Annotated in this window: 26 protein-coding genes and 1 pseudogene; 13 read left to right on the top strand and 14 right to left on the bottom strand. The window is 72.1% G+C overall.

Features of this window, described 5'->3' with window-relative positions:
- The first annotated feature begins 7 nt into the window (after positions 1–7).
- The 4 genes from ACZ4UV_RS21245 (at position 8) to ACZ4UV_RS21260 (ending at position 4,692) form a co-directional block, all read left to right on the top strand.
- A complete protein-coding gene (locus tag ACZ4UV_RS21245) occupies positions 8–1,015 on the top strand; it encodes a zinc-binding alcohol dehydrogenase family protein (RefSeq protein WP_451021975.1) in 1,008 nt (335 codons plus the stop codon).
- Positions 1,016–1,245: 230 nt separating this feature from the next.
- Positions 1,246–2,688: a family 2B encapsulin nanocompartment shell protein gene (locus ACZ4UV_RS21250; RefSeq protein WP_451021969.1), complete on the top strand. Its 1,443-nt coding sequence runs from the start codon at positions 1,246–1,248 to the stop codon at positions 2,686–2,688.
- Between the two features lie 17 nt (positions 2,689–2,705).
- Positions 2,706–3,758: a family 2 encapsulin nanocompartment cargo protein terpene cyclase gene (locus tag ACZ4UV_RS21255; protein ID WP_451021968.1), complete on the top strand. Its 1,053-nt coding sequence runs from the start codon at positions 2,706–2,708 to the stop codon at positions 3,756–3,758.
- A gap of 49 nt (positions 3,759–3,807) precedes the next feature.
- The gene (locus ACZ4UV_RS21260) at positions 3,808–4,692 is read left to right on the top strand and encodes a geranyl diphosphate 2-C-methyltransferase (protein WP_451021967.1); all 885 of its coding nucleotides are present in this window, start codon (positions 3,808–3,810) and stop codon (positions 4,690–4,692) included.
- Between the two features lie 60 nt (positions 4,693–4,752).
- Here the strand turns inward: ACZ4UV_RS21260 and ACZ4UV_RS21265 are convergent, their stop codons facing one another.
- Positions 4,753–5,235: a VOC family protein gene (locus ACZ4UV_RS21265; protein ID WP_451016104.1), complete on the bottom strand. Its 483-nt coding sequence runs from the start codon at positions 5,233–5,235 to the stop codon at positions 4,753–4,755.
- Positions 5,236–5,369: 134 nt separating this feature from the next.
- Between ACZ4UV_RS21265 and ACZ4UV_RS21270 the strand changes: the two genes are divergently transcribed.
- Positions 5,370–6,191: a class I SAM-dependent methyltransferase gene (locus ACZ4UV_RS21270; protein WP_467840706.1), complete on the top strand. Its 822-nt coding sequence runs from the start codon at positions 5,370–5,372 to the stop codon at positions 6,189–6,191.
- Positions 6,192–6,397: 206 nt separating this feature from the next.
- Complete coding sequence (locus ACZ4UV_RS21275) at positions 6,398–7,285, top strand: RNA polymerase sigma factor SigF (RefSeq protein WP_451017753.1); 888 nt, start codon at positions 6,398–6,400, stop codon at positions 7,283–7,285.
- 80 nt (positions 7,286–7,365) lie between these two features.
- Here the strand turns inward: ACZ4UV_RS21275 and ACZ4UV_RS21280 are convergent, their stop codons facing one another.
- Together ACZ4UV_RS21280 and ACZ4UV_RS21285 are read right to left on the bottom strand one after the other, a co-directional pair.
- Positions 7,366–7,818, bottom strand: coding sequence for an ATP-binding protein (locus ACZ4UV_RS21280; protein ID WP_388917060.1), 453 nt, complete (start codon positions 7,816–7,818; stop codon positions 7,366–7,368).
- 353 nt (positions 7,819–8,171) lie between these two features.
- Positions 8,172–9,377: pseudogene (locus tag ACZ4UV_RS21285) on the bottom strand (DUF6777 domain-containing protein); the annotation flags it as partial.
- 177 nt (positions 9,378–9,554) lie between these two features.
- On the opposite strand from ACZ4UV_RS21285, the gene ACZ4UV_RS21290 reads away from it, so the two are divergent.
- Positions 9,555–10,844: a streptophobe family protein gene (locus ACZ4UV_RS21290; protein ID WP_467839777.1), complete on the top strand. Its 1,290-nt coding sequence runs from the start codon at positions 9,555–9,557 to the stop codon at positions 10,842–10,844.
- Between the two features lie 13 nt (positions 10,845–10,857).
- Here the strand turns inward: ACZ4UV_RS21290 and ACZ4UV_RS21295 are convergent, their stop codons facing one another.
- From ACZ4UV_RS21295 to ACZ4UV_RS21305, 3 genes are all read right to left on the bottom strand, one after another.
- Positions 10,858–11,406, bottom strand: coding sequence for an SH3 domain-containing protein (locus tag ACZ4UV_RS21295; protein ID WP_451017742.1), 549 nt, complete (start codon positions 11,404–11,406; stop codon positions 10,858–10,860).
- Between the two features lie 7 nt (positions 11,407–11,413).
- Positions 11,414–13,753 carry an FHA domain-containing protein gene (locus tag ACZ4UV_RS21300; protein WP_467839780.1) on the bottom strand — a complete coding sequence of 780 codons (2,340 nt, stop codon included), beginning with the start codon at positions 13,751–13,753 and terminating at the stop codon, positions 11,414–11,416.
- Positions 13,754–13,822: 69 nt separating this feature from the next.
- The gene (locus ACZ4UV_RS21305; RefSeq protein ID WP_467839783.1) at positions 13,823–14,233 is read right to left on the bottom strand and encodes a hypothetical protein; all 411 of its coding nucleotides are present in this window, start codon (positions 14,231–14,233) and stop codon (positions 13,823–13,825) included.
- 310 nt (positions 14,234–14,543) lie between these two features.
- On the opposite strand from ACZ4UV_RS21305, the gene ACZ4UV_RS21310 reads away from it, so the two are divergent.
- Entirely contained in the window at positions 14,544–14,927 is a 384-nt protein-coding gene (locus tag ACZ4UV_RS21310) for a nuclear transport factor 2 family protein (RefSeq protein WP_451022509.1), read from the top strand.
- A 76-nt stretch (positions 14,928–15,003) separates the two neighbouring features.
- Positions 15,004–15,291, top strand: a complete 288-nt coding sequence (locus ACZ4UV_RS21315) for a DUF1905 domain-containing protein (RefSeq protein WP_451022510.1) — start codon at positions 15,004–15,006, stop codon at positions 15,289–15,291.
- Here ACZ4UV_RS21315 and mgrA read toward each other — a convergent pair.
- On the bottom strand, positions 15,281–16,273 hold the full coding sequence (gene mgrA / locus ACZ4UV_RS21320) for an L-glyceraldehyde 3-phosphate reductase (RefSeq protein ID WP_451022511.1): 993 nt from the start codon (positions 16,271–16,273) through the stop codon (positions 15,281–15,283). The two genes, ACZ4UV_RS21315 and mgrA, sit on opposite strands and share 11 nt — an antisense overlap.
- A gap of 111 nt (positions 16,274–16,384) precedes the next feature.
- On the opposite strand from mgrA, the gene ACZ4UV_RS21325 reads away from it, so the two are divergent.
- From ACZ4UV_RS21325 to ACZ4UV_RS21335, 3 genes are all read left to right on the top strand, one after another.
- Positions 16,385–17,299: a LysR family transcriptional regulator gene (locus tag ACZ4UV_RS21325; RefSeq protein ID WP_451022512.1), complete on the top strand. Its 915-nt coding sequence runs from the start codon at positions 16,385–16,387 to the stop codon at positions 17,297–17,299.
- 61 nt (positions 17,300–17,360) lie between these two features.
- A complete protein-coding gene (locus tag ACZ4UV_RS21330; protein ID WP_467839788.1) occupies positions 17,361–18,854 on the top strand; it encodes a carotenoid oxygenase family protein in 1,494 nt (497 codons plus the stop codon).
- A 27-nt stretch (positions 18,855–18,881) separates the two neighbouring features.
- Positions 18,882–19,397, top strand: a complete 516-nt coding sequence (locus tag ACZ4UV_RS21335; protein ID WP_390038811.1) for a mycothiol transferase — start codon at positions 18,882–18,884, stop codon at positions 19,395–19,397.
- On the opposite strand, the gene ACZ4UV_RS21340 is transcribed toward ACZ4UV_RS21335, so the two are convergent.
- From ACZ4UV_RS21340 to ACZ4UV_RS21355, 4 genes are all read right to left on the bottom strand, one after another.
- Positions 19,379–20,449: an adenosine deaminase gene (locus ACZ4UV_RS21340; protein WP_451022514.1), complete on the bottom strand. Its 1,071-nt coding sequence runs from the start codon at positions 20,447–20,449 to the stop codon at positions 19,379–19,381. The genes ACZ4UV_RS21335 and ACZ4UV_RS21340 overlap by 19 nt on opposite strands.
- Before the next feature lie 38 nt (positions 20,450–20,487).
- Entirely contained in the window at positions 20,488–20,880 is a 393-nt protein-coding gene (locus ACZ4UV_RS21345) for a VOC family protein (RefSeq protein ID WP_451022515.1), read from the bottom strand.
- Between the two features lie 220 nt (positions 20,881–21,100).
- Positions 21,101–22,027, bottom strand: coding sequence for a M48 family metalloprotease (locus ACZ4UV_RS21350; RefSeq protein WP_467839792.1), 927 nt, complete (start codon positions 22,025–22,027; stop codon positions 21,101–21,103).
- Positions 22,024–22,407: a BlaI/MecI/CopY family transcriptional regulator gene (locus tag ACZ4UV_RS21355; RefSeq protein ID WP_351499325.1), complete on the bottom strand. Its 384-nt coding sequence runs from the start codon at positions 22,405–22,407 to the stop codon at positions 22,024–22,026. The genes ACZ4UV_RS21350 and ACZ4UV_RS21355 overlap by 4 nt, the downstream gene beginning before the upstream one ends.
- 199 nt (positions 22,408–22,606) lie before the next feature.
- Between ACZ4UV_RS21355 and ACZ4UV_RS21360 the strand changes: the two genes are divergently transcribed.
- Positions 22,607–23,065, top strand: coding sequence for a pyridoxamine 5'-phosphate oxidase family protein (locus ACZ4UV_RS21360; RefSeq protein WP_467839794.1), 459 nt, complete (start codon positions 22,607–22,609; stop codon positions 23,063–23,065).
- Between the two features lie 9 nt (positions 23,066–23,074).
- On the opposite strand, the gene ACZ4UV_RS21365 is transcribed toward ACZ4UV_RS21360, so the two are convergent.
- The 3 genes from ACZ4UV_RS21365 to ACZ4UV_RS21375 all read right to left on the bottom strand — a co-directional run bounded on the left by ACZ4UV_RS21365 (position 23,075) and on the right by ACZ4UV_RS21375 (position 26,317).
- Positions 23,075–23,980: an oxidoreductase gene (locus ACZ4UV_RS21365; protein WP_451022752.1), complete on the bottom strand. Its 906-nt coding sequence runs from the start codon at positions 23,978–23,980 to the stop codon at positions 23,075–23,077.
- 34 nt (positions 23,981–24,014) lie between these two features.
- Positions 24,015–24,725, bottom strand: a complete 711-nt coding sequence (locus ACZ4UV_RS21370; protein WP_467839797.1) for a chitinase — start codon at positions 24,723–24,725, stop codon at positions 24,015–24,017.
- Positions 24,726–24,922: 197 nt separating this feature from the next.
- A complete protein-coding gene (locus ACZ4UV_RS21375; protein ID WP_451022753.1) occupies positions 24,923–26,317 on the bottom strand; it encodes an aldehyde dehydrogenase family protein in 1,395 nt (464 codons plus the stop codon).
- Positions 26,318–26,326: the final 9 nt, after the last annotated feature.

Genomic DNA, 26,326 nt, shown 5'->3' on the forward strand with positions numbered 1-26,326 from the left:
GGACGTGATGCGGGCGTGGTCGGTGGAGCGGCCCGGGCCGGTCGAGGCGGATCCGCTGCGGCTGGTCGAGCGGCCGGTGCCGGTGCCCGGGGCGGACGAGTTGCTGGTGCGGGTACGGGCCTGCGGGGTGTGCCGCACCGATCTGCATGTCACCGAGGGGGATCTGCCGGTGCGCCGGACCGGGGTGACTCCGGGGCACGAGGTGGTCGGCGTGATCGCGGGCGCGGGTGCCGGGGTGGCGGACTTCGCGGTCGGCGACCGGGTCGGGGCGGCCTGGCTGCGGCGCACGGACGGGGAGTGCGCGTACTGCCTGCGGGGCGCCGAGAACCTGTGCCCGCGCTCGGAGTACACCGGCTGGGACGCCGACGGCGGTTACGCGGAGTACACGACCGTGCCGGCCGCTTTCGCCTACCGGCTGCCCGGCGCCCTCGACGACGTCGCGCTCGCGCCGCTGCTGTGCGCCGGGATCATCGGCTACCGCGCGCTGCGCCGGGCGTCGCTGCCGGCGGGCGGCCGGCTGGGTCTGTACGGCTTCGGGGGCAGCGCTCACCTGTGCGCGCAGGTGGCGCTCGCCGAGGGCGCGCGGGTGCATGTGCTCACCCGGGGCGCCGAGGCGCGGCGGCTGGCCGTGGAGCTGGGCGCGGCCTCGGCGCGGGACGCGTACGAGCCGCCGCCCGAGCCGCTGGACAGCGCGATCCTGTTCGCGCCGGTCGGCGACCTGGTGCCGGTCGCGCTGCGCGCCCTGGACCGGGGCGGGGTGCTGGCGGTCGCGGGCATCCACCTCAGCGACGTGCCGTCGCTGAACTACGAGCGCGAGCTGTTCTACGAGCGGGAGTTGCGCAGCGTCACCTCCAACACCCGTGCCGACGGCCGGGAGTTCCTCGCCCTCGCCGAGCGGCACGGCGTGCACGCGACCACCCACCCCTACCCGCTCTCGGAGGCCCCGCGGGCCCTGCGGGACCTGAAGGCCGGGCGCTTCGACGGGGCCGCGGTGCTGGTGAACGACCTTTCCTGAGCTGAACCTCCCGGGCGACCCGGGCACCGGAGCGGGTTGACCGGCGCGCGATCACCGAACACCACCCTTTCCACCCCGAACACCAGGTTTGCGCAACTAAGGGATGCAACCGCCCCTTTCGCGCCGTACCCGTAGATCACCAAGGCTGTTTGGCTTGTCCGTGCGCACCACCACCTCGCACACCACCGACCCTCCGGGTCACCGTTGTTCACCTCTCTGCTGGAGGGAATGTGTCCACACCGGACAGCGTCATCGGCTCCGCCGTCGACGAGCCCGAGCCGGATCCGACCGCCGACGGGCAGCTCACCAGCCTGAGCACCCGGGCGGCACGCCAGCTCGCCACGACCACCAAGTCCGAACCGCAGATGCAGGCCATCACCTCCCGGTGGCTGCTGAAGACACTGCCGTGGGTGGACGTCAAGGGCGGCACCTACCGGGTCAACCGGCGCCTCCAACTGCGCACCGGTCGGGGCCGGGTGAGCTTCGAGCACAACGGCGGGGACGACATCCGGGTCATCCCGGGGACCCTCACCGAGCTGCCGATCCTGCGCGGTTACGACGACCAGGAGGCGCTGAACCAGCTCGCGGACCGGTTCCAGCCCCGCGAGGTCCGCGCCGGGCAGGTGCTGTTCGAGGCCGGGCAGCCGGTCACCGAGACCTACCTGGTGGTGCACGGCCGGTTCACCCGGTACGCGGTCGGCAAGTACGGCGAGGAGGAGGTCGTCGGGGTCGTCACCGACGGCGACCAGATGGGCGACGAGGCGGTCGGCCAGACCGACCCGCTGTGGCTCACCTCGGTGCGGGCCGAGACGGCGGGCGTGGTCCTGGCGCTGCCCTGGGCGGTCGCCGAGGAGATCATGGACCGGGTGCCGTCGCTCGGCGCCCATCTGCAGGCCTATGTCGACCGGCAGCGGCTGCCGATGAACCGCAAGGGCGAGGCCGAGGTGCCGGTGCAGGCCGGCCACACCGGCGAGCCGACCCTCCAGGGCGGCTTCGTGGACTACGAACTCGCGCCGCGCGAGTACGAGTTGTCGCTCACCCAGACCGTTTTGCGGGTGCACTCGCGGGTCGCCGACCTCTACAACCACCCGATGGACCAGACCCAGCAGCAGCTGCGCCTCACGGTCGAGGAGATCCGCGAGCGCCAGGAGTGGGAGCTGGTCAACAACCGGGAGTTCGGGCTCCTGCACAACATCGACTACGGGCAGCGGATCAGCTCCTTCACCGGTCCGCCGACCCCGGACGACATGGACGAGCTGATCTCCATGCGCCGCAAGACCAAGGTCATCCTGGCGCACCCGAAGGCGATCGCGGCCTTCTTCCGGCAGTGCAACCGGCGCGGCCTCGTCCCCCCGTCCACCACCGTCGACGGGCACGAGATCCCGGCCTGGCGCGGGGTCCCGATCTACCCGTGCAGCAAGATCCCGATCAGCGACGACCACACCACCAGCATCATCGCGCTGCGCACCGGCGAGGCCGACCAGGGGGTCATCGGCCTCTACCAGACCGGTATCCCCGAGGAGTTCCAGCCCGGCCTGAACGTCCGCTTCATGGGCGTCAACGAGCAGGCCGTCGTCAACTACCTGGTCACCGCCTACTACTCGCTCGCCGTCCTGGTCCCCGACGCGGCCGGGATCCTGGAGAACGTCCAGCTCGGACGCACCGCCGACTGACGGCCTGGAGCACATCCATGAGTACAACCACCACCTCCTACGCCCTGCCGGGACCGCCGAACATCGCGGAGCGACTGCGCCCGGCCAGGCGCACCGGGGCGGTCCCCGGACTGCACTACCGGCCGGCCGTGCCCGCCGCCCCGGAGAAGGCCGCCGAACTCGACCGCCGGCTCGAGGCCTGGGCCCGCGAGCTGGACCTGTTCCCCGCCGCCTGGAGGGGGGACTTCTCCGGCTTCCAGTTCGGCCGGGCCGTCGCCCTTCAACACCCGGGCGGCCTCGACCTCGACCGGCTCACCGCCGCGGGCAAGCTGCTGCTCGCCGAGAACATCGTGGACTCCTGCTACTGCGAGGAGGACGAGGGGCGCGGCGGATCCCGGCGGGGCCTCGGCGGGCCGCTGATCATCGCCCAGTCGGCGCTCGACCCCTACCACGGCATCCCGGAGCTGGAGGAGGAGTGGCGCGAAGGCATTCGGGCCACCGGACCCCTGCGGTCGTACCACTTCGCCCTCGCGGACTTCGCGGCCTTCGCCACGCCGAGCCAGACCGACCGGTTCGTGCACGACATCGCCCGGCTGCACCTCGGTTATCTGGGCGAGGCCGCGTGGATGGAGACCGGGTATGTACCGCGGGTCTGGGAGTACCTGGTGATGCGGCAGTTCAACAACTTCCGGCCGTGCCTGTCGATCGTCGACGCGGTGGACGGCTACGAACTGCCCGAACAGCTCTACGCCCGCCCGGAGATCCAGCGGATCACGGCCCTGGCCTGCAACGCCACCACCATCGTCAACGACCTGTACTCCTTCACCAAGGAGCTGGCGAGCGACCCGGACCACCTGAACCTGCCCCAGGTGGTGGCCGCCAACGACCGGCGCGGGCTGAAGGCGGCCTATCTGAAGTCCGTCGACATCCACAACCGGGTCATGGACGCCTTCGAGGAGGAGTCGGCCGCCCTGTCCGCCGGCTCGCCGCTGGTCGCACGCTACGCCGAGGGGCTCGCCGCCTGGGTCGCCGGCAACCACGAGTGGCACGCCACCAACACCAACCGCTACCACCTGCCCGACTACTGGTAGCCACCGAGCCAATCCGAAACGCCGTCAGAAACACTTCGAGGAGCAACTGTTGACGACCGCCCCTGTCACTCGGAAGACCACCACGTCAGCCCCGGTGCCGACCCAGTCCAGGTACCAGAACAGCGTCGCGGAGTACTGGAACGCCGAGGAGAACCCGGTCAACCTCGAACTCGGAAAGATCGACGACCTGTACCACCACCACTACGGCATCGGTGAGGCCGACTGGTCGGTGCTCGACGAGACCGACCCCGCGCTGCGCAAGGAACGCGTCACCGCCGAGCTGCACCGCCTGGAGCACGCCCAGGCCGAACTGCTCGCCTCCCATCTCGGCGCCCTCACGCCGGCCGACCGGGTCTTCGACGCGGGCTGCGGCCGCGGCGGCGGCAGCATCGTGGCGAACCTGCGCTACGGCTGCCACTCCGACGGGGTGACCATCTCCGCCAAGCAGGCCGACTTCGCCAACGAGATGGCCCGCAAACGGGAGGTCGGCGACAAGGTCCGCTACCACCACCGGAACATGCTGGACACCGGCTTCGAAACGGGCGCCTACGCGGCCTCGTGGAACAACGAGTCCACGATGTACGTCGAGCTGCAGCTGCTGTTCGCCGAGCACGCCCGGCTGCTGCGCCGCGGTGGCCGCTACGTGACGATCACCGGCTGTTACAACAACACCTACGGGCAGGCGTCCCGCGAGGTGTCCCTGATCAACGCGCACTACATCTGCGACATCCACCCGAGGTCGGAGTACTTCCGGGCGATGGCCGCCAACCGGCTGGTGCCGGTCCATGTCGAGGACCTCACCGCGGCGACGATCCCGTACTGGGAACTGCGCAAGCAGGCCGACCACCTGGTGACGGGGATCGAGGACGCGTTCCTCACCGCGTACAAGAACGGCAGCTTCCAGTACCTGCTGATCGTGGCCGACCGGGTCTGACCCGGCGGCGTGTGCACGAGGGGGGCGGTGTCCGCGGACACCGCCCCCTCCCCGTACCGCTCACTCCCCCGCGTAGGCCTTCTTCAACGCGGCGATGTCGAGCTTGCCCATCGCGTACATGGCACGCGTGGTACGCGCGGCCTTCTCCGGGTCGGCGTCACCGATCATCTCGATCAGCCCGTCCGGGATCACCTGCCAGGACACGCCGAACCTGTCCTTGAGCCAGCCGCAGGGACCCGGCTCGCCGCCGCTCTCGGTGAGCTTGGCCCAGTAGTGGTCGACCTCCTCCTGGCCGTCGCAGTAGATCTGGAAGGAGATCGCCTCGGTGAACCTGAACTGCGGGCCGCCGTTGATCGCGACGAACTTCTGCCCGTTGGCCGTGAAGTCGACGGCCAGCACGGAGCCCGCCTCCCCGGGCCCGGCCTCGTTGTACCGGCCGACCTTCCCGATGCTGGAGTTCTTGAAGATCGACACGTAGTAGTGGGCGGCCTCCTCGGCCTGCCCGTCGAACCAGAGACACGTGGTGAATCCGTCGGTGCTCATGGACACCTCCTGGGAGCGGGGAACGCGGTCATGTGTACCGACCGGTGCCCGCCAGGAAACTCATCGGCCGCCAGCTGCGCGAGGGCCGAGGCGCCGCCGAAAAGCACTGGCCCCGAGGCGCGGGCACCGGCATCCTGCCCTGCGTGGACGCACTGGAATTCAGGGTGAAGGACCCGAAGCTGCGGGACATCTTCGACGAGGACGCCGAGCTGTACGAACGGGCCCGGCCCCGCTACCCCGGCGCGCTGGTCGAGGAGCTGGTCCGGGTCACGGGGGCCGGGCCGGGCGTCCGGGTGCTGGAGATCGCCCCGGGCACCGGCAAGCTCACCGTCGACCTGGCCGCGTCCGGCTGCTCGGTCACCGGCGTGGAGATCGGACCGGGCATGGCCGCCGTGGCCCGCCGACAGCTGTCGGCGGTTGCCGGGGTGGACGTGGTGGTCGCGGCCTTCGAACAGTGGGAACTGCCGCCGGAGCCGTTCGACGCGGTGGTCTGCGCGACCGCCTTCCACTGGCTCGACCCGGCGGTCCGGGTGCCGAAGGCGGCCCGGGCGCTGCGCCCCGCCGGGCTGCTCGGTGTCGTCACCACCCACCACGTGGCGGGCGGCACCGAGGACTTCTTCGCCGAGGTCCAGGAGTGCTACGAACGCTGGGATCCGGCCACCCCGCCGGGCCTGCGCCAGACCCGTGAGGCGGATCTCGCGACCGACACGACCGAATTCACCGGCTCCCCGTACTTCACCGACGTGGCCGTGCACGGCCACGCCCAGGAGATCACGTACAGCACCGGCCAGTACCTGGACTTGCTGCTGACCTACTCGAACCACCGCGCACTCCCGGAGCCGGCCCGGAACGGGCTGCTCGCGAGCATCCGCAAGCTGATCGACTCCCGGTACGGCGGTGTCGTCACCAAACGGTACTGGCACGAGCTGGTCACAGCCGTACGCGTCGGGCCGTAGCCACCTCTCCACAGACCGCCACCGGCGGTTTTCCGCCAGGGCGGGAAACAGGACGCATGCGTCGCGTCACCCCGGGTACCCGAGCGGACGAGGCACGCATGAGACGTCCGGTTCCGGGTATCCGGGGCCGAGCGACACCTGGACAGGGCCGGGACGACACCGGCCGAAGAGGCAGCCGCCGAAACATGAGTGACCTGGGAGAGGACATGAACACCGCCGGGATCCGGTCGGAAGCAGTGAACACCGCTCACCCCGTCGAGGCGCGGACGCCGGAGGGGGCACTGCCAGGAATCGAGGACCCGAGCACCGTCGCCCCGCGCGACGCACGCGAGCTGTCCCGCCAGTTCTTCCAGCGGCTCGGGGAGCTGGAGGAGGGCACACACGAATACCAGTACGCCCGCAACACGCTCATCGAGATGAACATGTCGCTGGTCCGGTTCGCGGCCGGACGGTTCCGCAACCGCGGCGACGACATGGAGGACATCGTCCAGACCGGGATGATCGGCCTGATCAAGGCGATCGACCGGTTCGAGCTGTCGCGCGAGGTCGAGTTCACCTCCTTCGCGCTGCCGTACATCGTGGGCGAGATCAAGCGGTTCTTCCGTGACACCACCTGGGCGGTGCACGTGCCGCGCCGCCTCCAGGAACTGCGCGTGGAGCTGGCGAAGGCGCGCGAGGAGCTCTCCAGCCGCCTGGACCGGGAGCCGACGATCGCCGAACTGGCCACGCTCATGAACCTGTCCGAGGACGAGGTGGTCGAGGGCCAGCTGGCCGCCAACGGCTACAACTCCTCCTCCCTGGACGCCGCGCTGACCGGGGACGGCCCGGAGGACGGCGAGGCGGTTCTGGCGGACTTCATCGGGGTCGAGGAGGAAGGTCTGCGGCTCGTGGAGGACTTCCAGTCGCTGGCCCCGCTCATGGCCGAGCTGAGCGAACGGGACCGGGAGATCATCCATCTGCGGTTCGTGGAGGAGGCCACCCAGGCGGAGATCGGTGAGCGGCTCGGCTGCTCCCAGATGCACGTCTCCCGCCTGATCAAGCGGATCATCACACGGCTGCGTCAGGGGATGCTCGGCGAGCTCGGCTGCGCCTGACGGCGGGATCCCGGGCGCTGCCCCGCACCGGCGCGTGGGGCAGCGCCCGTGGCTTCGGCTCACCGGGGCGGGGTTCGGGCTCACTGGGGGAAGCGCACCAGCGCGCGTACCCGCTTGCCGACCGGAACCCGCTCGGCGGTCACCTCCGCCGCCAGGGCATGGACGATCTCCAACCCGTGCCGGCCGACCCGCTCGGGGTCCCTGGGGAAGCGACGGGGCAGCGCGGCGCTGCTGTCGTACACGGAGACCAGGACCGCGCTGTCCGTGCCCTCCAGTTCGAGGATGTACGGGCCGTTGCTGTGCCGGTCCGCGTTGGTCACCAGCTCACTCACCACGAGAAGCAGCTCACCGTCGGCCCGGGGATCGATCGCGGCACACCACTCGGTCCTGAGCTGCTCCAGGAAGCCGGCCGCGAAGTCCCGTGCCTCGGCGATGCAGCCGGGCTCGCCGGTGTAGTGCGCCGCGCGCCGCAGCGGCTCCACGGGTACGTCGAAGCCAGTCGGTATCACTGCCCCGCCCAGATTTTCGATCATGCGTGTCTCTCCAGGAGGCCGTCCCGGCCCGTCGCTGTTGCATCCATGCTCGTACCCCGAGTGCGCCCCGGCAGTCCCCGGAGGCGTTCGCCGACCGCGCACTCCACTCGTCACGCTGGTCACGGCGCCGGCGAACCGGGAGCGGCCGAGCCGGGCGCCACCTGCCGGGCCGAGGACACCGGAGCGGCGGAGGACACCGCGGACTGCGGGCCGGGCGATCCCGGCGGCGCCGCGGACTGCGGGGCGAGCGGCTGCGCGGAGGACGGCGGCTCGGAGGCCGGTCCCTGCGACTTCGGCGGCTGCGACGCCGGGGACTCGGTCTGCGGGGACTCGGTGCGGGGGGACTGGTTCTGGGTCTGCGGGGACTCGGTCTTCGGCGACTCGCTCTTCGGAGGCTCCGACGAGGGCGGTTCGGAGGACGGCGGCTTCGAGGACGGCGGCGCGGACGAGGGCTGCTTCGACGCCGGCGACTGCGAGGACGGGGAGTTCGAGGACGGCGGGTTCGACGACGGGGACCTGGAGCCGTTCCCCGGGCTCGTCGGCGTCGACGGGCCGGACGAGGCCGGCGGGCACGGGGTGGTGCCGGGTGACCCGGGCCTGCCGGACGCGGGCGGGCAGCCGCGGTGGGGCGGCGGGTTCAGCGGGTCCGGATCGGCCGGCGGCCTGGCCGGGCGGTCGTCGTGCCCGGTGTGGTCGCCCCGGTGGCGGCCGAACCAGTCGTCGTGGTCGTGGTCGAAGACGACGAACACCTTGATGATCTGCACGGCGGGTGCGACGACGACCACGTTCGCGGGCCGGTAGGCGGCCCAGGCGGTGCCGATGGTCCTCGGGGTGGTCGGCTGCGCGACCGGCGGGGCCAGCGGGTTGCCGCAGGCGCACCGCAGCCGGGGCACGCCGTGCCCGTCGACCAGGACGGCGGTGCCCGCCTGGAGGACGGACTGGTAGGTCGTCGCCCTGCCGTCACGGTAGCCGTGGGCGGTGACGCGGGTGTCCGCGCGCAGCTGCACGGGGGTGAGGGAGCGCAGGTAGGCGGGGACGCCGGAGGGCTGGACGCCGGCCTGCGAGGCGAAGGCCCTGTTGCGGGACGGCGACGCCTGGAAGTACTTGACCTGCTGTTCGACGTCGCAGCTGGCGCTGTTCTTCGTGCCGCTGTAGAGGCCGGGCGCCCCGCCGTCCACCCCGCGCACCTCGTTCGCCTGCGCCGCCGACGCGGCCGGGGCCGCGGACAGCGGCGCCGCGGAGCTCTTCTTGGCGGTGGACTCGGTGAACGGGTCCTGGCCGGAGCTGTTGGCAGCCTGCAGGAAGACCTCGCCGCGTCTGCCGGAGCTGTCGCCCGAACGGGTGAGGACCACGGCCAGGGCGGCGGCGACCACCACGGCGGTGGTGAGCGTCGCGACCCGGGGCGCCGACCTCCACCACGGCCGGCGCGGCTCGCCGCCCTGGCCGTCGCCGCCTCCGGTCGGCTGCGAGGGGGGTCCCGGCGGTGGCCCGGACGGCCCGGACAGGGGGCCGGAGGGAGGTCCTGTGGGGCGGCCGGACGACGGCGGTTCGACGCTCACGCGCTCATCTCCCCAGTGCGGTAAACGACATTGATGAAAAATGCCTCATTTGGGGCATGTCGAGCCCAATGTGCGCCGGTCCGGTACCGTCCGCAAGCGGACTCGGAGCCGACGCGGAGCCGACGCGGACGGACCACCCGGCGGGCGGCGGGTCCGGGCGTTGCCTAGCGTGACAGCGTGCGCCTCCGAATCGCCTCCGAGCGGCCGGTGGCCGCGCCGGCCGGCCGGTCAGCGGCCCGGCACGGCTGGCCGCAGGCCCTCGCCGTGGTGCTGGCCACGTCGGTCGCGATGCTCGTGGTGGCCGCGGTGGGGCTGTGGGCGGCGGACGCGGCGGACCTGCCGAAGGGGGCGTTCCTGCCGGTGGTTCTCGCGACCGTGGTGACGGCGGTGGGCGGCGCCGTCGAGCTGTCGGGGACCGCGGGCGAACTGGCCCGCACGAACGCCGGGCTCACGGTCGTACCGCTGTCGGTGACGCTGGTCGGGGCGCTGGCCGCCGCCGGGGGCTTCCTGCGGCCGCTGCGGCACCGGGCGGTGGCCGGGGCCGGGGAGCTGGCCGGGTGGGCGGCGCGGATCGCGGTGCTGTGGCTGCTCACTCTGGTCGGGCTCGCGTCCGGTGCCCGGCACACCTTCGCGGTGGACGTGGACAGCGGCACCCTCGACGATCTCACCGACGCGCTCGACGCGGCGCCGAAGGCGGGCTTCACGGCGGACGTGCCGCAGACGGCCGGGTTCGGGCTGCTGTGGCTGGCGGGGATCCTGCTGCTGGCGCTGCTGGTGTCGCGCGGGGCGCCGCTGCCGGGTCGTCTGCTGCGCTTCCAGGCCTCGGTGCGCCCGGCGGGGTACGCGATGGTCGTGCTCGTGCTGGCGTACGTCGTGCTGGCCCTGGTGATCGCCCTGGCCTCGGTGGTGACCCGCGGGCACGCCAAGGAGACCCTCGCGGTGATCCTGCTCGGGCTGCCCAACCTGGCCTGGCTCGCCCTCACGCTCGGTCTGGGCGCCACCTGGCAGGGCAGGGTCGACGGCCCGTTCGGGCTGCCGGTGCCGAAGGTGCTCGCCGAGGTGCTGCGCACACCGCACGTCTCGACGCTGAACCTGCGCACCGTCGCCGCCCACGACGGCCGCTGGTGGTGGCTGGCCTGGGTGGCCGCGGTGCTGCTGCCGGCGGCCGCCTTCCTGATGGCGGCCCGCTCCCCGGCCCGGATCCGTGCCTGGCAGCATGCCCTGCACCTGGCCGTCGCCCTCGCGCTGACGATGCTGACGCTGTGCCTGATCGGCCGGATCTCCGCCCACTACGGCCTCTCCCTGCTCGGCATCGGCGACCTCGGCGGCAACCTGTCCGGCGAACTGCTGCTGGAGCCCGTGCTCTGGCCGGCGGTGGGCCTGGGCGCGTTGTGGGGTCTGCTCGCCGGGTTCCTGGGCGCGCTGCTGGCCCGCCCGGTGCACCGGCGGGGCGAGGTGGCGGCCTGAGCGCAGCCCGCCGTCAGCGGTCACCGTCGGGGGCGACCACCCGGGTCGGCTCGCGGCCGGGACCGGCGCGCCCGGGCCGGGCGCGGTCGGTGACGTACGTGGACAGCCGCCGCCCGTCGCCGTACAGCCAGCGTCCCTCGGCCGGGTCGTACAGCCACATGGACTCCCCGTCGACCACCACGCCGATGCGCAGCCCGTGCGTACGGCCGCGGAAGGACTCCCCGTCGAGGCCGCCGACGGCCAGTTCCTCGACGGCGGCCCGGTAGCCGTTGAGCGCCTCGGCGGCGCGGGCAAGCAGCGGGCGCGGGTCGGTGGCCTCGGCGGGCGGCCCGCCGGTGACGGGCGGGTCCTGGGGTACGGCGACGAGGTAGCGGCCGTCGACCCAGGCGGACCAGCCGTTGGCGCAGCTGATGTGCGCCCAGTCGCCGCGCCGTTCGACGAGCTGGACCGGCAGCAGCGGATCGAGGGGCACGGTGGGCCGGGCCGGGTCGGGGGCCTCCCAGGCGGGCATGCCGTCGCCGGGGACGACATGGGTGGGCCGGAATCCTGGCGTCGTCGTCATGGGTCGCCTACTTCCGCATCACGGCCGGTTCGTGGCGGCGCAGCAGCCGGGACAGCACCCAGCCGAAGACGACCGACAGCACCACCAGCATGACCATGTTCCGCAGCCAGACGCCCACCGAGTGCCGGAACAAGGGGTCGGCGGTGAGGGAGCCGGGCACGATCCGGTGCAGTTCCACGGTGCCGGCCATGGCGCCGAGCGCCCAGCGCGAGGGCACCAGCCAGGCGACCTGTTCGAGACCGGGCACGCCGTTCAGCTTCAGCAGGGTCCCGCAGAAGACGACCTGGACGACGGTGAGCAGCACCAGCAGCGGCATCGTCACCTCCTCCTTGCGGACCAGTGCGGAGATCAGCAGCCCGAGCATCATCGCGGTGAAGGAGAGCACGGCCACGGCGACGGTGATCTCCAGCAGGGGCGGCATCAGCACCCCCTCGCCGCCGGGCGCGTTGAGGTCGACGCCGGCCAGGCCCACCTGGGTGAGCACGATCGCCTGGAGCACGGTGACGGTGCCGAGGACGACGACCTTCGACATGACGTACGCCGATCTGGACAGCCCGACGGCTCTCTCGCGCTGGTAGATGACGCGTTCCTTGACCAGTTCGCGCACCGCGTTGGCCGAGCCGGCCAGCACTCCCCCCACGCACAGGAGGAGCAGCACGTCGGTCGCGGTGTCGACGGTGAGCTTGTGGCCGGCGACGGCCCGGACCATCGCGCCCATGACGAAAGGCAGCGCGATCATGATGGCGAGGAAGGTCCGGTCGGCGGCGAGCGCGGCCGTGTAGCGGCGCACCAGGGTCGAGAACTGGGCGCCCCAGCTGCGCGGCCGCGGCGGCGGGGCCGCGGCCACCGCCCCGGAGCGCGCCACCACCGGCTGCGCGCTGGAGTTCACGATGTATTTGCGGTGGTACGACGAGGCGCGGTACTCCCCCGCCCAGTCCCGGCCGGTGTCTCGCTCGAACGCCTCGAAGGCCTCGGGCCACTCGTCGAACCCGAAGAAGCCGAGGGCGTCGCCGGGCGGGCCGAAGTAGGCGGTCCGGCCGCCCGGTGCGAGGACCAGGAGGCGGTCGCAGACGTCGAGGCTGAGGACGCTGTGGGTGACGACGATGACGGTACGGCCGTCGTCGGCGAGGCCGCGCAGCATGTTCATCACCGAGCGGTCCATCCCGGGGTCGAGTCCGGAGGTCGGCTCGTCCAGGAAGAGCAGGGACGGTTTGGTCAGCAACTCCAGGGCGACGCTGACCCGTTTGCGCTGCCCTCCGGAGAGGCTGTGCACGGGCTGCTCGGCGCGCTGTTCGAGGCCCAGTTCCCGGATGACCTCGTCCACCCGCTGCCGGCGCTCGGCCTTCGCGGTGTCCTCGGGGAAGCGCAGTTCGGCGGCGTAGGTGAGGGCGCTGCGCACGGTCAGCTGGACGTGCAGGATGTCGTCCTGCGGGACCAGGCCGATGCGCTGGCGCAGCTCGGCGTAGTCGCGGTAGAGGTCGCGGCCGTCGTAGAGGACGGTGCCGTGCTCGGCGGGGCGCTGGCCGGTGAGGGCGTTGAGGAGGGTGGACTTGCCGGCACCGCTCGGTCCGACCACGGCGAGCAGGGACTTCTCCCCCAGCGGGAAGGAGACGTGGTCCAGCAGGATCCTGCGGCCGTGGTCGACGGCGACGGTCAGTTCCTGGACGTCGAGGGAGACCTCGCCAGTGTCGACGTACTCCTGCAGTTCCCCGTCGACCAGGCAGAACGCGGAGTGGCCGATGCCGACGACGTCCCGGGGGCCGAGCAGGGCGCGGGTGACGGCGCGGCCGTTGAGGTAGGTGCCGTTGTGGCTGTCGAGGTCGACGATCTCGTGGCTGCCGTCGGGTTGGGTGCGCAGTTCGGCGTGGTGGCGGGAGACGATCAGGTCGTCGGCGACGATGTCGTTGTCGGCGGCGCGGCCGATGCGGACCGTGCGGGCCGGGAGCCGACGTACCGAGGAGGGCTGCCGGAAGGTGCCGGTCCGGGCGGGCATGGAGACGGCGGAGGGACGGTCCGTGGCGGGCGCCGGGCGGCCGCTCAGAACGGCGGACGGCCCGTCGGCGGGGCTGCCGAAGCGGATCACCGTGCCCGGTCCGACCTCCCACTCGCGGATGCGGCGGCCGTCGGCGTAGGTGCCGTTGGTGCTCTGCTCGTCCTCCAGCGTCCAGTGGCCGTCGTCGGGGCGCAGCACCGCGTGGTGCCACGAGACCCGGGCATCGTCGATGACGATGTCACTCAACGGGTCCCGCCCGACGTGGTAGTCGCGGCCCGGGGTCATCACCGTGGATCCCGTGTCGGTCTCCAGGACGAGTTCGGGCGCCGTCGAGGCGACCGGCCACTCCGCCATGGGCAGAATTCTACCGATCCGACCTCTTCTGTGCCTGGTCACGACCGCCTCGGCGGCGGCTGTCACGGGTCAGGCGACGGGGACGACGAGGGCCGGGACGGTGCGCTGCATCCGGAGGGCGTCGATGGACTCGGCGAGCAGTTCGTACTCCGTGGTGTCGTCCTGGAGCGCGATCCGCACCAGCCGCCCGTCGGCCAGCTCGTCGGCGACCAGTTCCTGCCGGGCCGCGTCGGCGCACCAGGCGCGCAGCAGGCCGGGCACGTCGGAGACGGTCTCCGCGACCGGGACGAGTGAACCCTGCGGGAATCTGGGGTTCTCGGGTAAGGGGTCGAGGCGTTCCGCGATCCAGGAGGCCCGGTCCCGTAACCACCACAGCGCCAGTGCCAGGGTCGGTGCACGGTAGGTGCCGAGCGGAACGCCGATGCGTTGCCCGCCGCACATGCCGTATGCCGTGACATGGCACAGGAATTCGTCGTGCACGATCACTCCCCCGTAGCTCGCCGGTGTGCCGTCGCGGCCGGGTTTCCGTGCGGCTCCTGTGCGGTGAAGTGCTCCTGACATTCGAGTATGTTCACTTTCGAAACACTGTCACCACACCTTTCCGGCCAGTCTCTTGGCATATTCGCCCTGCGAATTGGCCGAAATGCGCAAGGTGTACCGGCCGGCCTTCATTACCCGAGGGGTAATCGACCCGTCACGCGAACCGGGGCAGAGTGGTGCCCACGGATCGCCGCACACCGCGATCCACCCCCTGACCAGCAGTGACGACCTCGATGGAGGCTGATTCGCCATGTCCGTGAACACCGACCGTTACCAGACCGCCGCCGCCCGCTACTTCGAGGCCTGGAACGCCACCGAGCCGGAGGCGCTGGGCAAGGCGGTCGCCGAGGCCTGGGCCCCCGAAGGCAGCTACACCGACCCGCTCGCGGATGTCGCCGGACATGCGCAGATCACGGCCGTGATCGCGGCGGCGCACGAGCAGTTCCCCGGTTTCGTCTTCCGCCCGCTCGGGGTCGTCGACGGCCACCACGACACGGCCCGCTTCGGCTGGGAGCTGGTGAACGAGGCGGACCGATCGGCTCCGGTGGCCGGTTTTGACGTGGTCACGCTCAGTGAGGACGGCCGGATCCTCCGGGTACTGGGCTTCCTGGACCGGGTTCCGGCCGGGGCGTGAGCCCGCGCCCGCGATGAGTTCCCGCCCTCGCGGCGGTCTCCCCGACGAGAGAGACCAACGCGAGCGGAGGATCGTCATGAGTACGACCGCACATCTGGACGTGGAATTCACCGCCGTGCTGCGCCGCAGCCCCGCCAGAGGCGGCTGGGCCTACGTGGTCTGGCCGGAGTCCGCCGTGTTCTTCGGCACCCGGGGGCTCGTCAGGATCCGCGGCACGGTCGACGGGCACCCGTTCCGGAGTTCCTTCATGGCCCTGGGCGACGGCACGCACAAGCTCCCCGTGCGGGCCGACGTCCGCAGGGCGATCGGAAAGGGTGAGGGGGACGCGGTGTGCGTCCGCCTCACCGAACGGATCACCGGTTGATGATCGCGTCGATCCGGGCCAGTTCCTCCGCGTCGAAGTCGAGGTTCCCGATGGCGCCGACGCAGTCCTCGACCTGCTGGGGGCTGCTCGCGCCGATCAGCGCCGAGGTGACCCGGCCGCCGCGCAGCACCCAGGACAGGGCGAGCTGGGCCAGGGTCTGGCCGCGGCCCTTGGCGACCTCGTCGAGGTCGCGCAGCTGGGCGACGAGGTCCGCGGTGACCGCGTCCGAGTTCAGGAACGGGCTGTCGCTCGCGGCCCGCGACCCCTCGGGGATGCCGTCGAGGTAGCGGCCGGTGAGCAGGCCCTGCTCCAGCGGGGAGAAGACGATGGAGCCGACCTGGAGCTCGTCGAGAGCGTCGAGGAGGCCCTCGGCCTCCGGGCGGCGGTCGAGCATCGAGTAGCGCGGCTGGTGGATGAGGAGCGGGGTGCCGAGCTCGCCGAGGATCCGGGCGGCCTCGCGGGTCTGCTCCGCCGAGTAGTTGGAGATGCCGACGTAGAGCGCCTTGCCCTGCTGGACCGCCGAGTGCAGGGCGCCCATCGTCTCCTCCAGGGGAGTCTCCGGGTCCGGGCGGTGCGAGTAGAAGATGTCGACGTAGTCCAGGCCCATCCGGGTCAGGGACTGGTCCAGCGAGGACAGCAGGTACTTGCGCGAACCCCACTCGCCGTACGGGCCGGGCCACATCAGGTAGCCGGCCTTGGTGGAGATGACCAGCTCGTCGCGGTAGGCCGCGAAGTCCGCCCTGAGGGCCTCGCCGAACGCGGACTCGGCGGCGCCGGGCGGCGGGCCGTAGTTGTTGGCGAGGTCGAAGTGGGTGACACCGAGGTCGAAGGCGCGGCGCAGGATGGCACGCTGGGTCGTCACGGGCCGGTCGGGCCCGAAGTTGTGCCACAGGCCGAGCGACAGCGCGGGAAGCTTCAGGCCGCTGCGGCCGCTGCGGCGGTACGGCATGTCGGCGTAGCGGTCGGGGTGTGCGGTGTACAACGCGACTCCAGAGGGGTTGCCACAGGATCTACCGGTTCCACTCTTTCCCGAGCCGCGGGCAGTGGTCCAACAGGAGAATCCGATGGAATTGTGCGGTTAGTCTTCTCAATCATGGAACTGCGCCACCTCCAGCATTTCGTCGCCGTCGCCGAGGACCAGCACTTCACCCGGGCCGCCGAGCGGCTGATGGTGTCCCAGTCGGGTCTGTCGGCGTCGATCCGGGCCCTGGAGCGGGAGCTGCGGGCGCCGCTGTTCGTGCGGACCACCCGCCGGGTGACGCTGACCGAGGCGGGCCGGGCGCTGCTCGGCGAGGCGGAGCGGATCCTCGCCCAGGTGCGCTCGGCGCACGAGGCGGTGGCCGCGGTGCAGGGCGTGCTGCGCGGGACGCTGGCGCTGGGCACCGAGCAGTGCATCGCCGGGGTGCATGTGGCCGGGCTGCTCGCCGCGTTCCGGCGCCGCCACCCGGACGTGGAGATCCGGCTGCGGCAGGCCGGTTCGGGCGCCCTCGCCGAGGAGGTGGCGGCGGGCCGGCTCGACCTGGCCTTCGCCTACCGCACCCAGGACGACACCGACCAGCTGCGCTCGGTGTCCCTGACCGGCGAGCCGATGACCGTGCTGTGCCATCCCAGCCACCGGCTGGCGACGGCCGGCGCTGCCGTGACCCCGGAGGACCTCGGCGGAGAGGTGTTCGTCGACTTCCACCCGGACTGGGGCCCGCGCCGCACCACCGACGCGGCCTTCGCCTCGGCGGGCGTACGGCGCACGGTCGCCCTGGAGGTCAACGATGTGCACAGCCTCCTCGACCTGGTCGACGAGAACCTCGGCATCGCCGTCGTACCCCGCCACTTCCGCCACAAGCGCCCCGCGCTGGCCGCGCTCGCGCTCAAGGACACGGACGAGGCGGCGTACGAGACGGTCGCCCTGCTGCCGCCCGAGACGGCCACCAGCCCGGCGGCCAGGGCGCTGATCACCCTCCTCGAAACAGGGGGTCTGGCAACACCCCCGGACGGGGCCTGCCCCTCCTGACCCGGGCTGCCCCGTCGCCGCAGACTCGTGGCTGTCCACGACGACGACGGGGAGTACGGAGATGGCGGAACACACACGGCGTACGGTGCTGCGCGGGGCGGCGGGCATCGCGGTGGCGGGCGCGCTGACGGGAACGGCGGTCCGTCCGGCGGAGGCAGCGGCAGCGGCAGCGAATGCAGCGGAGCGTCGCTTTCCCTTCCTGGAGGGCGCGTTCGCCCCGGTCACGGAGGAACTCACGGCCTTCGACCTGCCGGTCACCGGCCGTATCCCGAGCGACCTGAACGGCCGTTACCTGCGCAACGGCCCGAACGTGCTCGGTCTGGAGGATCCGCGCGCCCACCACTGGATGCTGGGCGAGGGCATGGTGCACGGGGTGCGGCTGCGCGGCGGCCGCGCCGAGTGGTACCGCAACCGCTGGGTGCGGTCCTCACAGGTGACGGCGGAGCTCGGCGAGACCTACCCCGGTCCGGTCCCGCCGGACGACTTCGCCTGCAACACCCATGTCGTCCCCTACCGGGGACGGATCCTCGCGCTCCAGGAGAGCGGCCCGCTGCCGTACGAACTCGACGGGGAACTCAACACCGTGGGCACCTACGACTTCCGGGGCACCCTGGAGGGCGCGTTCACCGCGCACACCAAGTACGACGCGCACGCGGACGAGTTGCACGCGATCGCCTACTACCCGACCTGGGACCATGTCCGGCACCTGGTCGTGGACCCGAGCGGCCGGCTCGCCCGCACCACCCGGATCCCGGTCCGGGACGCGCCGATGATGCACGACTTCGCGCTGACCGAGAGGCACGTGGTCGTCTTCGACATCCCGGTCACCTTCGACGCGGCGGCCGCCGGGGCGGGCGCACCGGTGCCGTACGTCTGGAACCGTGAACACCCGGCGCGGGTGGGCGTGATGCCACGCTCCGGGGGCGCCGTCCGGTGGTTCGGCGTCGACCCGGTCTTCTACTCGCACACCCTCAACGCGTACGACGAGGGCGGGTCCGTGGTGATCGACCTGACGACGTATCCGGCACCGTTCGACGTCGCGAGCGCCACCACCGACGGACCGCACGCGGTGGGCACCGCGAAGCTGGAGCGCTGGACGGTCGACCTGCGGTGTGGGCAGGTCCGCAGGCGCACGCTCGACGACCGGCCGCAGGAATTCCCGCGGGTCAACGAGGAGTTGGTGTCCCGCCGGCACCGCTACGGCTACTCGGCGGCGGCCGCCGAGATGTCCGTCGCCTATCTGGCCGGCGACGGCAACCCACCGGACCGCGCCTTCTCCAACGCCCTCTTCAAGCACGACCTTGCGCGCGGCACGGCCGAGGTGCACCGGCTGCCGAGGGACGCGGCGGCGGGTGAGGCGGTGTTCGTGCCGGGCGCACACGGGCGCTGGGAGGACGACGGGTACGCGATCGCCTACGTCCACAATCCCGACCGGGGCGCCGCCGACCTGCTGATCCTCGCCGCGCAGGACTTCACCGGCGAGCCGCTGGCCCGGGTGCACCTGCCGGGCCGGGTGCCGCTGGGCTTCCACGGAAGCTGGATTCCTGACGCATGACGCCCGGCGATGCGCGATCGTGGTCGTATGCATGCAAGGGACATTCTCATCGACGGCTTCGGCCGCATCCAGGAAGAAGTCCATGCCGCCCTCGACGGCGCCGGCCCCGACCTGCTCAACAAGCGCCCTGCCACCGACGCCAACTCCGTCACCTGGCTGGTCTGGCACCTCACCCGGATCCAGGACGACCACGTCGCCGACGCCTTCGACCTCGACCAGGTGTGGCTGGCCCAGGGCTGGGAGAAGCGTTTCGGCCTCGACCTGCCGCCCCGTGACCACGGGTACGGCCATACGCCCGCCGACGTCGCGAAGGTCACGGTGGACTCCGGCGACCTGCTGACCGGCTACTACGACGCGGTGCACGAGCAGACCCTGGGGGTGCTGCGCGAGCTCCCCGCCAAGGACCTCGAACGGGTCGTCGACACCCGTTTCGATCCGCCCGTCACGCTGGGCGTACGGCTGGTGAGCGTCCTGTCCGACGACCTTCAGCACGTCGGACAGGCCGCCTATCTGCGGGGGCTGCTTCAGAGCACAGCGGCGTAACCCGGCAGCACGACGTCCTCGATGAGGGCCCTGCGCTCGTCGAACGGGATGAACGCGCTCTTCAGGGCGTTCACCGTGACCGTGCGCAGGTCCTCCACCGTCCAGTTCGCCTCCTCGACCAGCAGGGACATCTCCCGGGTCATCGTCGTCCCCGAGACCAGCCGGTTGTCGGTGTTGAGGGTGACCCGGAAGCCCAGCTCCTTCAGCACGGTGATCGGGTGCTCGGCGATGGAGGCGGCGCAGCCGGTCTGGAGGTTGGAGGTGGGGCACATCTCCAGGGCGATCCGGCGGTCGCGCACCCAGCTCGCCAGGCGGCCGAGCTTGCCGTCCACGATGTCCTCGGTGATGCGGACACCGTGCCCGATGCGCTGGGCGCCGCACACCTGGATCGCCTGGTGGATGCTGGGCAGGCCGAACGCCTCACCGGCGTGAATGGTGAACGGCACGTTCTCGCGGCGCAGGTACTCGAAGGCGGCGAGGTGGTCGGCGGCCGGGAAGCCGTCCTCGGCGCCGGCGATGTCGAAGCCGACGACACCGGCGTCCCGGTAGGCGACGGCCAGCCCGGCGGCCTCGCCGACCCGGTCGAACATCCGCATGCCGCACAGGAGGGTGCCGACGCGGACTGGCGTGCCCGCGGCGGCGGCCTTCGCCATACCGGCGGCGAGCCCCTCCTGCACGCTCTCGACGACCTCGTTCAGCGTGAGCCCGCCCTTGACGTTCAGCTCCGGCGCGTAGCGCACCTCGCCGTAGACGACACCGTCGGCGGCCAGGTCGAGGACGTACTCCTCGGCGACCCGCCGCAGCCCCTCCTTGGTCTGCATGACGGCGAGGGTGTGCTCGAAGGTGGCTATGTAGCGGACCAGGTCGCCGGAGTTGGCGGCCTCGAAGTACCAGGCGGCCAGCTCGTCGGGGTCGGTGGTGGGCAGGGTGTGACCGACCTCGGCCGCGAGCTCGACGAGGGTGGCGGGGCGCAGGCCGCCGTCGAGGTGGTCGTGCAGGACGGCCTTGGGAAGGCGACGGATCGCGGCTTTGTCTACGCGCGTAGCAGTCATGGTGGAGCTGTCCTCGGCAGGTGGTTCGGAGTGGTCGGTCAGGCGGCGGGCTGGAGCAGGTCCCAGCGGTTTCCGTAGAGGTCCTGGAAGACGGCGACGCTGCCGTACGGCTCGTGCCGCGGCTCCTCCAGAAAGGTCACGCCGGCGGCGGTCATCCGGGCGTGGTCGCGGGCGAAGTCGTCGGTGTGCAGGAAGAAGCCGACCCGGCCGCCCGTCTGGTCGCCGACGCGGGCACGCTGGTCCTCGTCCTTGGCGCGGGCGAGCAGCAGTCCGGTGCCGCGCCCCTCCCCGCCGGGCTCCACGACGACCCAGCGGGAGCCGTCCGGGCGGGGCTCGTCCTCGACGAGCCGGAACCCGAGGGCCTCGGTGTAGAAGCGGATCGCCTCGTCGTAGTCGCCGACGACGAGGGTGACCAGGGCGACGCGTCGCATGGGGGCCTTTCGGTGGGGCTGGTTAGCGGGAGAGGTTATACGTAAAACGCCCAGGACGCCAGCCGCCCTTTCCCTCGGGCAACTCTTTCGGGGTGCGCCGACCGGAGCGCCCCGACAGGGGCGCCGGGGGTACCCCCGGCCGAAGGCTGGGGGAGGAACTGGGCGACCAGCCACGACGCACCCGCACCTGACGAACGGCCGCCCCCCCCCTGCCGTCCCCCTACCGCTCCGCTTCCCCCTGAGCGACCTCCACCCGATGGTGAAAGTCGACCATCCCGGTCGCGGAGGCGACACACGACAACCCGGCGCAGGCCACCAGCAGCACGACGACCCACGCCCCGGCCCGCCGCCGCCCGCGCGGCGCCAGCAGCGCCTCGACCCGCTGCGGCACCGGCCCGGACGCGGCGCCCGACACGAACGCCGGCCGTTCGGCGGCGGCACCCTGCCCCGCCAGCGCGGCCCGGGCGATCGCGCGGGCCGTCAGGCGCCGGTCCCCCACCGCGCTCGCCGCGGCCTCGTCCGCGGCCCGCTCCACGGCGAGCCGGACGACGTCCCGGACCCTCCGCAGCGCCGGGTGGCCGTGCGCGGCGAGCTCCGCCGCGGCGAGGAAGAAGTGGTGGCCGCCCGTGTTGTGCGCCCGCTCGTGGGCGAACAGCGCCTCCCGCTCGGCTCCGTCGAGGCTGCGCAGCATTCCGGTGGTGACGACGATCCGGTGCGGACGTCCGGGCAGCGCGTACGCGTCCGGGCACGGTGAGTCGACGACGCACAGGTCGCCCGCGGCAGGCCGGCGCCCCGCCTCCGTGCGGGCCGCGCGGAAGGCGCGGGTCTGCCGGAGCACCGACCGCGCGAGGGTCCCGAAGCACACGGCGAGGCCGCCGACCGAGATGGCCGCGAGTGGCAGGACGAACTGGTCGGAGGCGGTGCGCAGGGGCCGGACCAGCTCGCCGAGCGCCGCGAAGAACGGTAGCTCGAGGAGCCCGGTGAGGAAGAACGCACCGAGCGCGGCCAGGCAGCAGCCCGCGAGGGCGACGGCCGAGGCGGTGATCACCCAGAGCGCGGTGCCGGGCGCCAGCCGGTCGAGGGCCCGCCGGGACAGCGCCGGCAGCGCGAACGGCACCAGCAGGGGCAGGAGCAGCAGCGCGGTCATGACGGACCGGGTTGCTCGCCGGGTTCGAGCAGGGTCCGCAGAACCCGCTCGTCGTGGGGGCTGAGCTGGGCGACGAAGCGGGCGAGCACGGTCTCCCGGTCGCTGTCCCGGTCGAGTTCGGTGTGCATCCGCTTCGCGGTGAGGCCCTGTGCGTCCTGGGCGGGGACGTAGGCGTAGCCGCGCCCCTGACGGTGCCGTTCGACCACGCCCTTGTCGTGCAGCCGGGTCAGGATCGTCGTCACGGTCGTGCGGGCCAGGTCGGTGCCGAGGCTCCGCTGCACCTGTCCGGGGGTCTGGGGCGCGCCCGCGGCCCAGAGAGCGGCCATGACGCTCGCCTCCAGTTCGCCGGCGGGCCGGCGTTCGTCCTTCCCGTCGGCCATGGAAGGTTCCTCACCCCTTCTTCGTCCTCGGTCGGCAGACCGTCTACGGCAGTGTAGTCAGCCCGGCGGCGGCCGGCACCGGTGAACCCGTCATGGGGAGCCCGGCGCGCGCCGGGGAATCGTCCCGGGGTGCGCGGTACCGGAGACCTAGGACGCGGGCCCGAGGCGCGGAGCGGGCCCGGCCGGTACTTTCGCGGCCATGAAGATCACGAACCCGGCCCGTTCCTCCGAGCAGCGCAAGCGCGACGTACTCGACCGTCTGGAGCGGGAGAGGGACGTGTGGGTGGCCACGGCGGACGACTGCGGGCTGCCGTGTCTCGTCCCGCTCTGGTTCGTCTGGCACGCGGACGCGGTGTGGCTGTCCACCCGGATCACCAACGCGACCGGCCGCAATCTGCGGGACGGCGGCCGGGCCCGGCTCGCGCTCGGGGACACCCATGACGTCGTGCTGCTCGACGGCGAGGTGACCGCCTGCTCCCCGGCCGACGTGCCGGCGGCGGCTGCCGGGGCGCTGCGGGCGAAGACGGGCTGGGACCCGCGCGGGGACAGCCCGTCGTACGCGTTCTTCCGGATCCGGCCGAACGCGGTGCAGGCCTGGCAGGGGACGCGCGAGCTGCGTGGCCGGCACCTGATGCGCGGCGGGGTGTGGGCGGTCTGAGCCGTACCGTCAACCGGCCCTGGTGTGGAGGGCGTTGAGCCGGGTCAGCTCGTCCTCGGTGAGCCGGACGGCGCCGGCCGCCACGTTCTCGGCCAGGTGGTCCGGGTTGCCGGTGCCGGGGATGGCGAGGACGTGCGCGCCCTGGTGCAGGGTCCAGGCGAGGCGGATCTGGGCGGGGGTGGCGCCGTGGGCGCGGGCGACGGCGAGGACCTCGTCGTCGTGGCTCGCGGTGGCGCCGAGCGCCCCGGCGTCGCCCGCGACGGCGAAGAACGGTACGAAGGCGATGCCCCGCTCGCCGCAGATGCGCACGACCTCGTCGGTGGCCGGGTCCGCCGCGTCGAGTCCCCAGCGGTTCTGCACGCACACCACGGGGGCGATGGCCTGTGCCTCGTCGAGATGGCGTGGTTCGACGTCGGAGACGCCGAGGTGCCGGATCAGCCCCGCCTCGCGCAGTTCGGCGAGGGCGCCGAAGTGCTCGGCTATCGAGTCCTGCCGCATCCGGCGGAGGTTGACGACGTCGAGGTGGTCGCGGCCGAGCTGGCGCAGGTTCTCCTCGACGTGCCCGCGCAGCTGGTCGGGGCGGGCGGAGGTGCCCCACTCACCGGAGTAGTCCCGGTGGGGGCCGACCTTGGTGACGACGACCAGGTCGTCGGGGTACGGGGACAGTGCGGTGTTGATGAGTTCGTTGGCGGAGCGCAGGGCGGAGAAGTAGAAGGCCGCCGTGTCGATGTGGTTCACGCCGAGTTCGACGGCCTTGCGCAGGACGGCGATCGAGCGGTCGCGGTCGCTCGGGGTGCCGTGGTGGAAGGCGGCGCTGCCCGTCAGCCGCATCGCGCCGAAGCCGAGGCGGTGGACGGGCAGGTCGCCGAGTTTCCAGGTGCCGGAGGCGTCCGCGGTGATCGTTTCGGAGGTCATCGACGGAGTCTGGCACACGGTCCTGACGGAAAGGTCAGCAATAGAGGTTGCCGCCGGTCGGGACGCCGAGGATCTGGGTGAACTTCTGGTAGGCGCTGACCCGGCTCTGCACCTGCGCCGGGTTCTTGCCGTCGCACTCCAGGGAGCCGTTGATGGAGCGGATGGTCTGGCCGAAGCCGGCCTGGTTGAGCATGGCGTTGTGCCCGGTCATGGTGCCGGGACCCTTCTGGGTGTTCCAGTACCAGAGGCCGGTCTTCCAGGCCACGGCGGAGTTGTTCTGGACCTGCCAGGGGTTGTCGAGCAGGTCGATGCCGAGCGCGTCGCCCGCGGCCTTGTAGTTGAAGTTCCAGCTGAGCTGGATGGGGCCGCGCCCGTAGTAGGCGGACTGACCCGCGGGGCAGCCGTAGGACTGGCTCCAGTCGCAGTAGTGCGAGTAGTTGGCGGTGTTCTGCTCGACGATGTAGACCAGTCCGCCGGTCTCGTGGCTGACGTTGGCGAGGAAGGCGGCCGCCTCCTGCTTCCTGACGGTGTCGCTGCCGGTGTTGGCGAAGGCCGGGTAGGCGCTGAGGGCGGCGGTGAGGCCGCTGTAGCTGTAGAACGCATTCCGGTTCGGGAACATCTGGTTGAACTGCGCCTCGCTGACGACGAAGCCGGCGGCGGAGGCCGAGGGGGCCGCCTGGAGCACCAGGACGGAGCCGCCTATGGCCAGCGAGGTCAGGAGTGCGGCGATACGGCGCCTCAACACGGACCAACTCCTTTGCGGAGCACGGCCGCGCCCCTCGAAGGGGGTGCGGCCGCGGTGGGGGGTGTGAGGCACACTCAACTGCTTTGGTCTGTACCAGTCAAGGGTGTAGACCAGTCAACCGGCCGCCGAACCCCGGGCCACGGCAGCGGTCGGGCCCGGCCGCGCAGGTGCGGCCGGGCCCGGAACGTGACGGGGGATCAGCTCAGGGGCTTGGCCAGGATCGCCTTGCGGTGGCTGAACGTCTCGATGGAGTAGCGGCCGTGGTAGCTGCCCATACCGCTCTCCCCCACCCCGCCGAACGGCAGGTCGGAGACGGTGAGATGGGCGAGCGGCAGGCCGTGGCCGAGGGCGCCGGAGGACGTCTCGGCGGCGAAACGCTCCCGGGTGTCGTCGGACTCGCTGAACACGTAGAGCGCGAGGGGCTTGTCGCGGTCGTTGACGAAGCCGATCGCGCTGTCGAGGTCCGGGACGGTGACGATGGGCAGGAGAGGGCCGAAGATCTCCTCCTGCATCACGGGGGACTTCGGGTCGACGTCGGCGAGCACGGTGGGCGCGATGTACTTGGCGGCGCGGTCGGTCTCGCCGCCGACGGCCACCCGGCCCGAGCCGAGCAGTGCGCTGAGCCGGTCGAAGTGCCGCTCGTTGACGATCCGGCCGTACTCGCCGGACTCCTTGGGCTCGCTGCCGAACAGCCCCTGGACGGCCCTGGCCAGGGCGGGCTCCAGGGCCGCGGCGGTCTCCGGGTCGGTCAGGACGTAGTCGGGGGCCACGCAGGTCTGCCCGGCGTTGAGGAACTTGCCGCGCGCGAGCCGCTGCGCGACCACGGTGAGGTCGGTGTCGCGGTCGACGAACGCCGGGGACTTGCCGCCGAGTTCGAGGGCGACCGGGGTGAGGTGCTCGGCGGCGGCCCGCATGACGATACGGCCGACCACGCCGTTGCCGGTGTAGAAGATGTGGTCGAAGCGCTCGGCGAGCAGGGCCGTGGTCTCCGGGATGCCGCCCTCGACGACGGCGACCGCCTCGGTGTCGAGGTAGGCCGGGAGCAGCCGGGCCAGGACGGCCGAGGTCGCGGGGGCGAGCTCGCTGGGCTTGGCGACGACCGCGTTGCCGGCGGCCAGGGCGCCGGCCACGGGGGCGAGCAGCAGCTGGGCCGGGTAGTTCCAGGGGGCGATGACGAGGACGACGCCGAGGGGGTCGTACTGCGTCCAGGCGGTCGCGTCGTCGCCCAGGTGCTTCGGGACCGGCGCGGACTCGGGGCGCAGCCACTCCTCCAGGTGGTCGAGGGTGTGGTCGATCTCCCGGATGGTGAAGTCGATCTCCGAGCCGTAGGCCTCGCGGGTGCTCTTGCCCAGGTCCGCGTTGAGGGCCGCGGCGATCTCGTCGCCGCGCTCCGTGAGCATGGCGCGCAGCCGGCGGAGCCGGCCGATGCGCCACTCGACGGGCTTGGTGCGGCCGGTGCGGAAGGTGGCGCGCAGCCGGGCCACGATGTCGGCGGGCTGCTCGGGGGTGGGCTGGTTCACGGATGCCTCGCTGGTGGTGCGTTCGGGCCGCACGGCCCGAACGGGGTCTCGACGATCAGATGTATATTGCAACCTTTCATG

It is taken from the genome of Streptomyces sp. NPDC028289, assembly GCF_055565975.1.

Bases quoted from the DNA above. Each gene is read 5' to 3' on its own strand.
- ACZ4UV_RS21245 (WP_451021975.1), top strand. From the start codon at position 8: ATGCGGGCGTGGTCGGTGGAGCGGCCCGGGCCGGTCGAGGCGGATCCG.
- ACZ4UV_RS21255 (WP_451021968.1), top strand. From the start codon at position 2,706: ATGAGTACAACCACCACCTCCTACGCCCTGCCGGGACCGCCGAACATC.
- ACZ4UV_RS21265 (WP_451016104.1), bottom strand. From the start codon at position 5,235: ATGAGCACCGACGGATTCACCACGTGTCTCTGGTTCGACGGGCAGGCC.
- ACZ4UV_RS21275 (WP_451017753.1), top strand. From the start codon at position 6,398: ATGAACACCGCCGGGATCCGGTCGGAAGCAGTGAACACCGCTCACCCC.
- ACZ4UV_RS21280 (WP_388917060.1), bottom strand. From the start codon at position 7,818: ATGATCGAAAATCTGGGCGGGGCAGTGATACCGACTGGCTTCGACGTA.
- ACZ4UV_RS21295 (WP_451017742.1), bottom strand. From the start codon at position 11,406: ATGACGACGACGCCAGGATTCCGGCCCACCCATGTCGTCCCCGGCGAC.
- ACZ4UV_RS21300 (WP_467839780.1), bottom strand. From the start codon at position 13,753: ATGGCGGAGTGGCCGGTCGCCTCGACGGCGCCCGAACTCGTCCTGGAG.
- ACZ4UV_RS21310 (WP_451022509.1), top strand. From the start codon at position 14,544: ATGTCCGTGAACACCGACCGTTACCAGACCGCCGCCGCCCGCTACTTC.
- ACZ4UV_RS21315 (WP_451022510.1), top strand. From the start codon at position 15,004: ATGAGTACGACCGCACATCTGGACGTGGAATTCACCGCCGTGCTGCGC.
- ACZ4UV_RS21325 (WP_451022512.1), top strand. From the start codon at position 16,385: ATGGAACTGCGCCACCTCCAGCATTTCGTCGCCGTCGCCGAGGACCAG.
- ACZ4UV_RS21330 (WP_467839788.1), top strand. From the start codon at position 17,361: ATGGCGGAACACACACGGCGTACGGTGCTGCGCGGGGCGGCGGGCATC.
- ACZ4UV_RS21335 (WP_390038811.1), top strand. From the start codon at position 18,882: ATGCATGCAAGGGACATTCTCATCGACGGCTTCGGCCGCATCCAGGAA.
- ACZ4UV_RS21340 (WP_451022514.1), bottom strand. From the start codon at position 20,449: ATGACTGCTACGCGCGTAGACAAAGCCGCGATCCGTCGCCTTCCCAAG.
- ACZ4UV_RS21345 (WP_451022515.1), bottom strand. From the start codon at position 20,880: ATGCGACGCGTCGCCCTGGTCACCCTCGTCGTCGGCGACTACGACGAG.
- ACZ4UV_RS21350 (WP_467839792.1), bottom strand. From the start codon at position 22,027: ATGACCGCGCTGCTGCTCCTGCCCCTGCTGGTGCCGTTCGCGCTGCCG.
- ACZ4UV_RS21355 (WP_351499325.1), bottom strand. From the start codon at position 22,407: ATGGCCGACGGGAAGGACGAACGCCGGCCCGCCGGCGAACTGGAGGCG.
- ACZ4UV_RS21360 (WP_467839794.1), top strand. From the start codon at position 22,607: ATGAAGATCACGAACCCGGCCCGTTCCTCCGAGCAGCGCAAGCGCGAC.
- ACZ4UV_RS21365 (WP_451022752.1), bottom strand. From the start codon at position 23,980: ATGACCTCCGAAACGATCACCGCGGACGCCTCCGGCACCTGGAAACTC.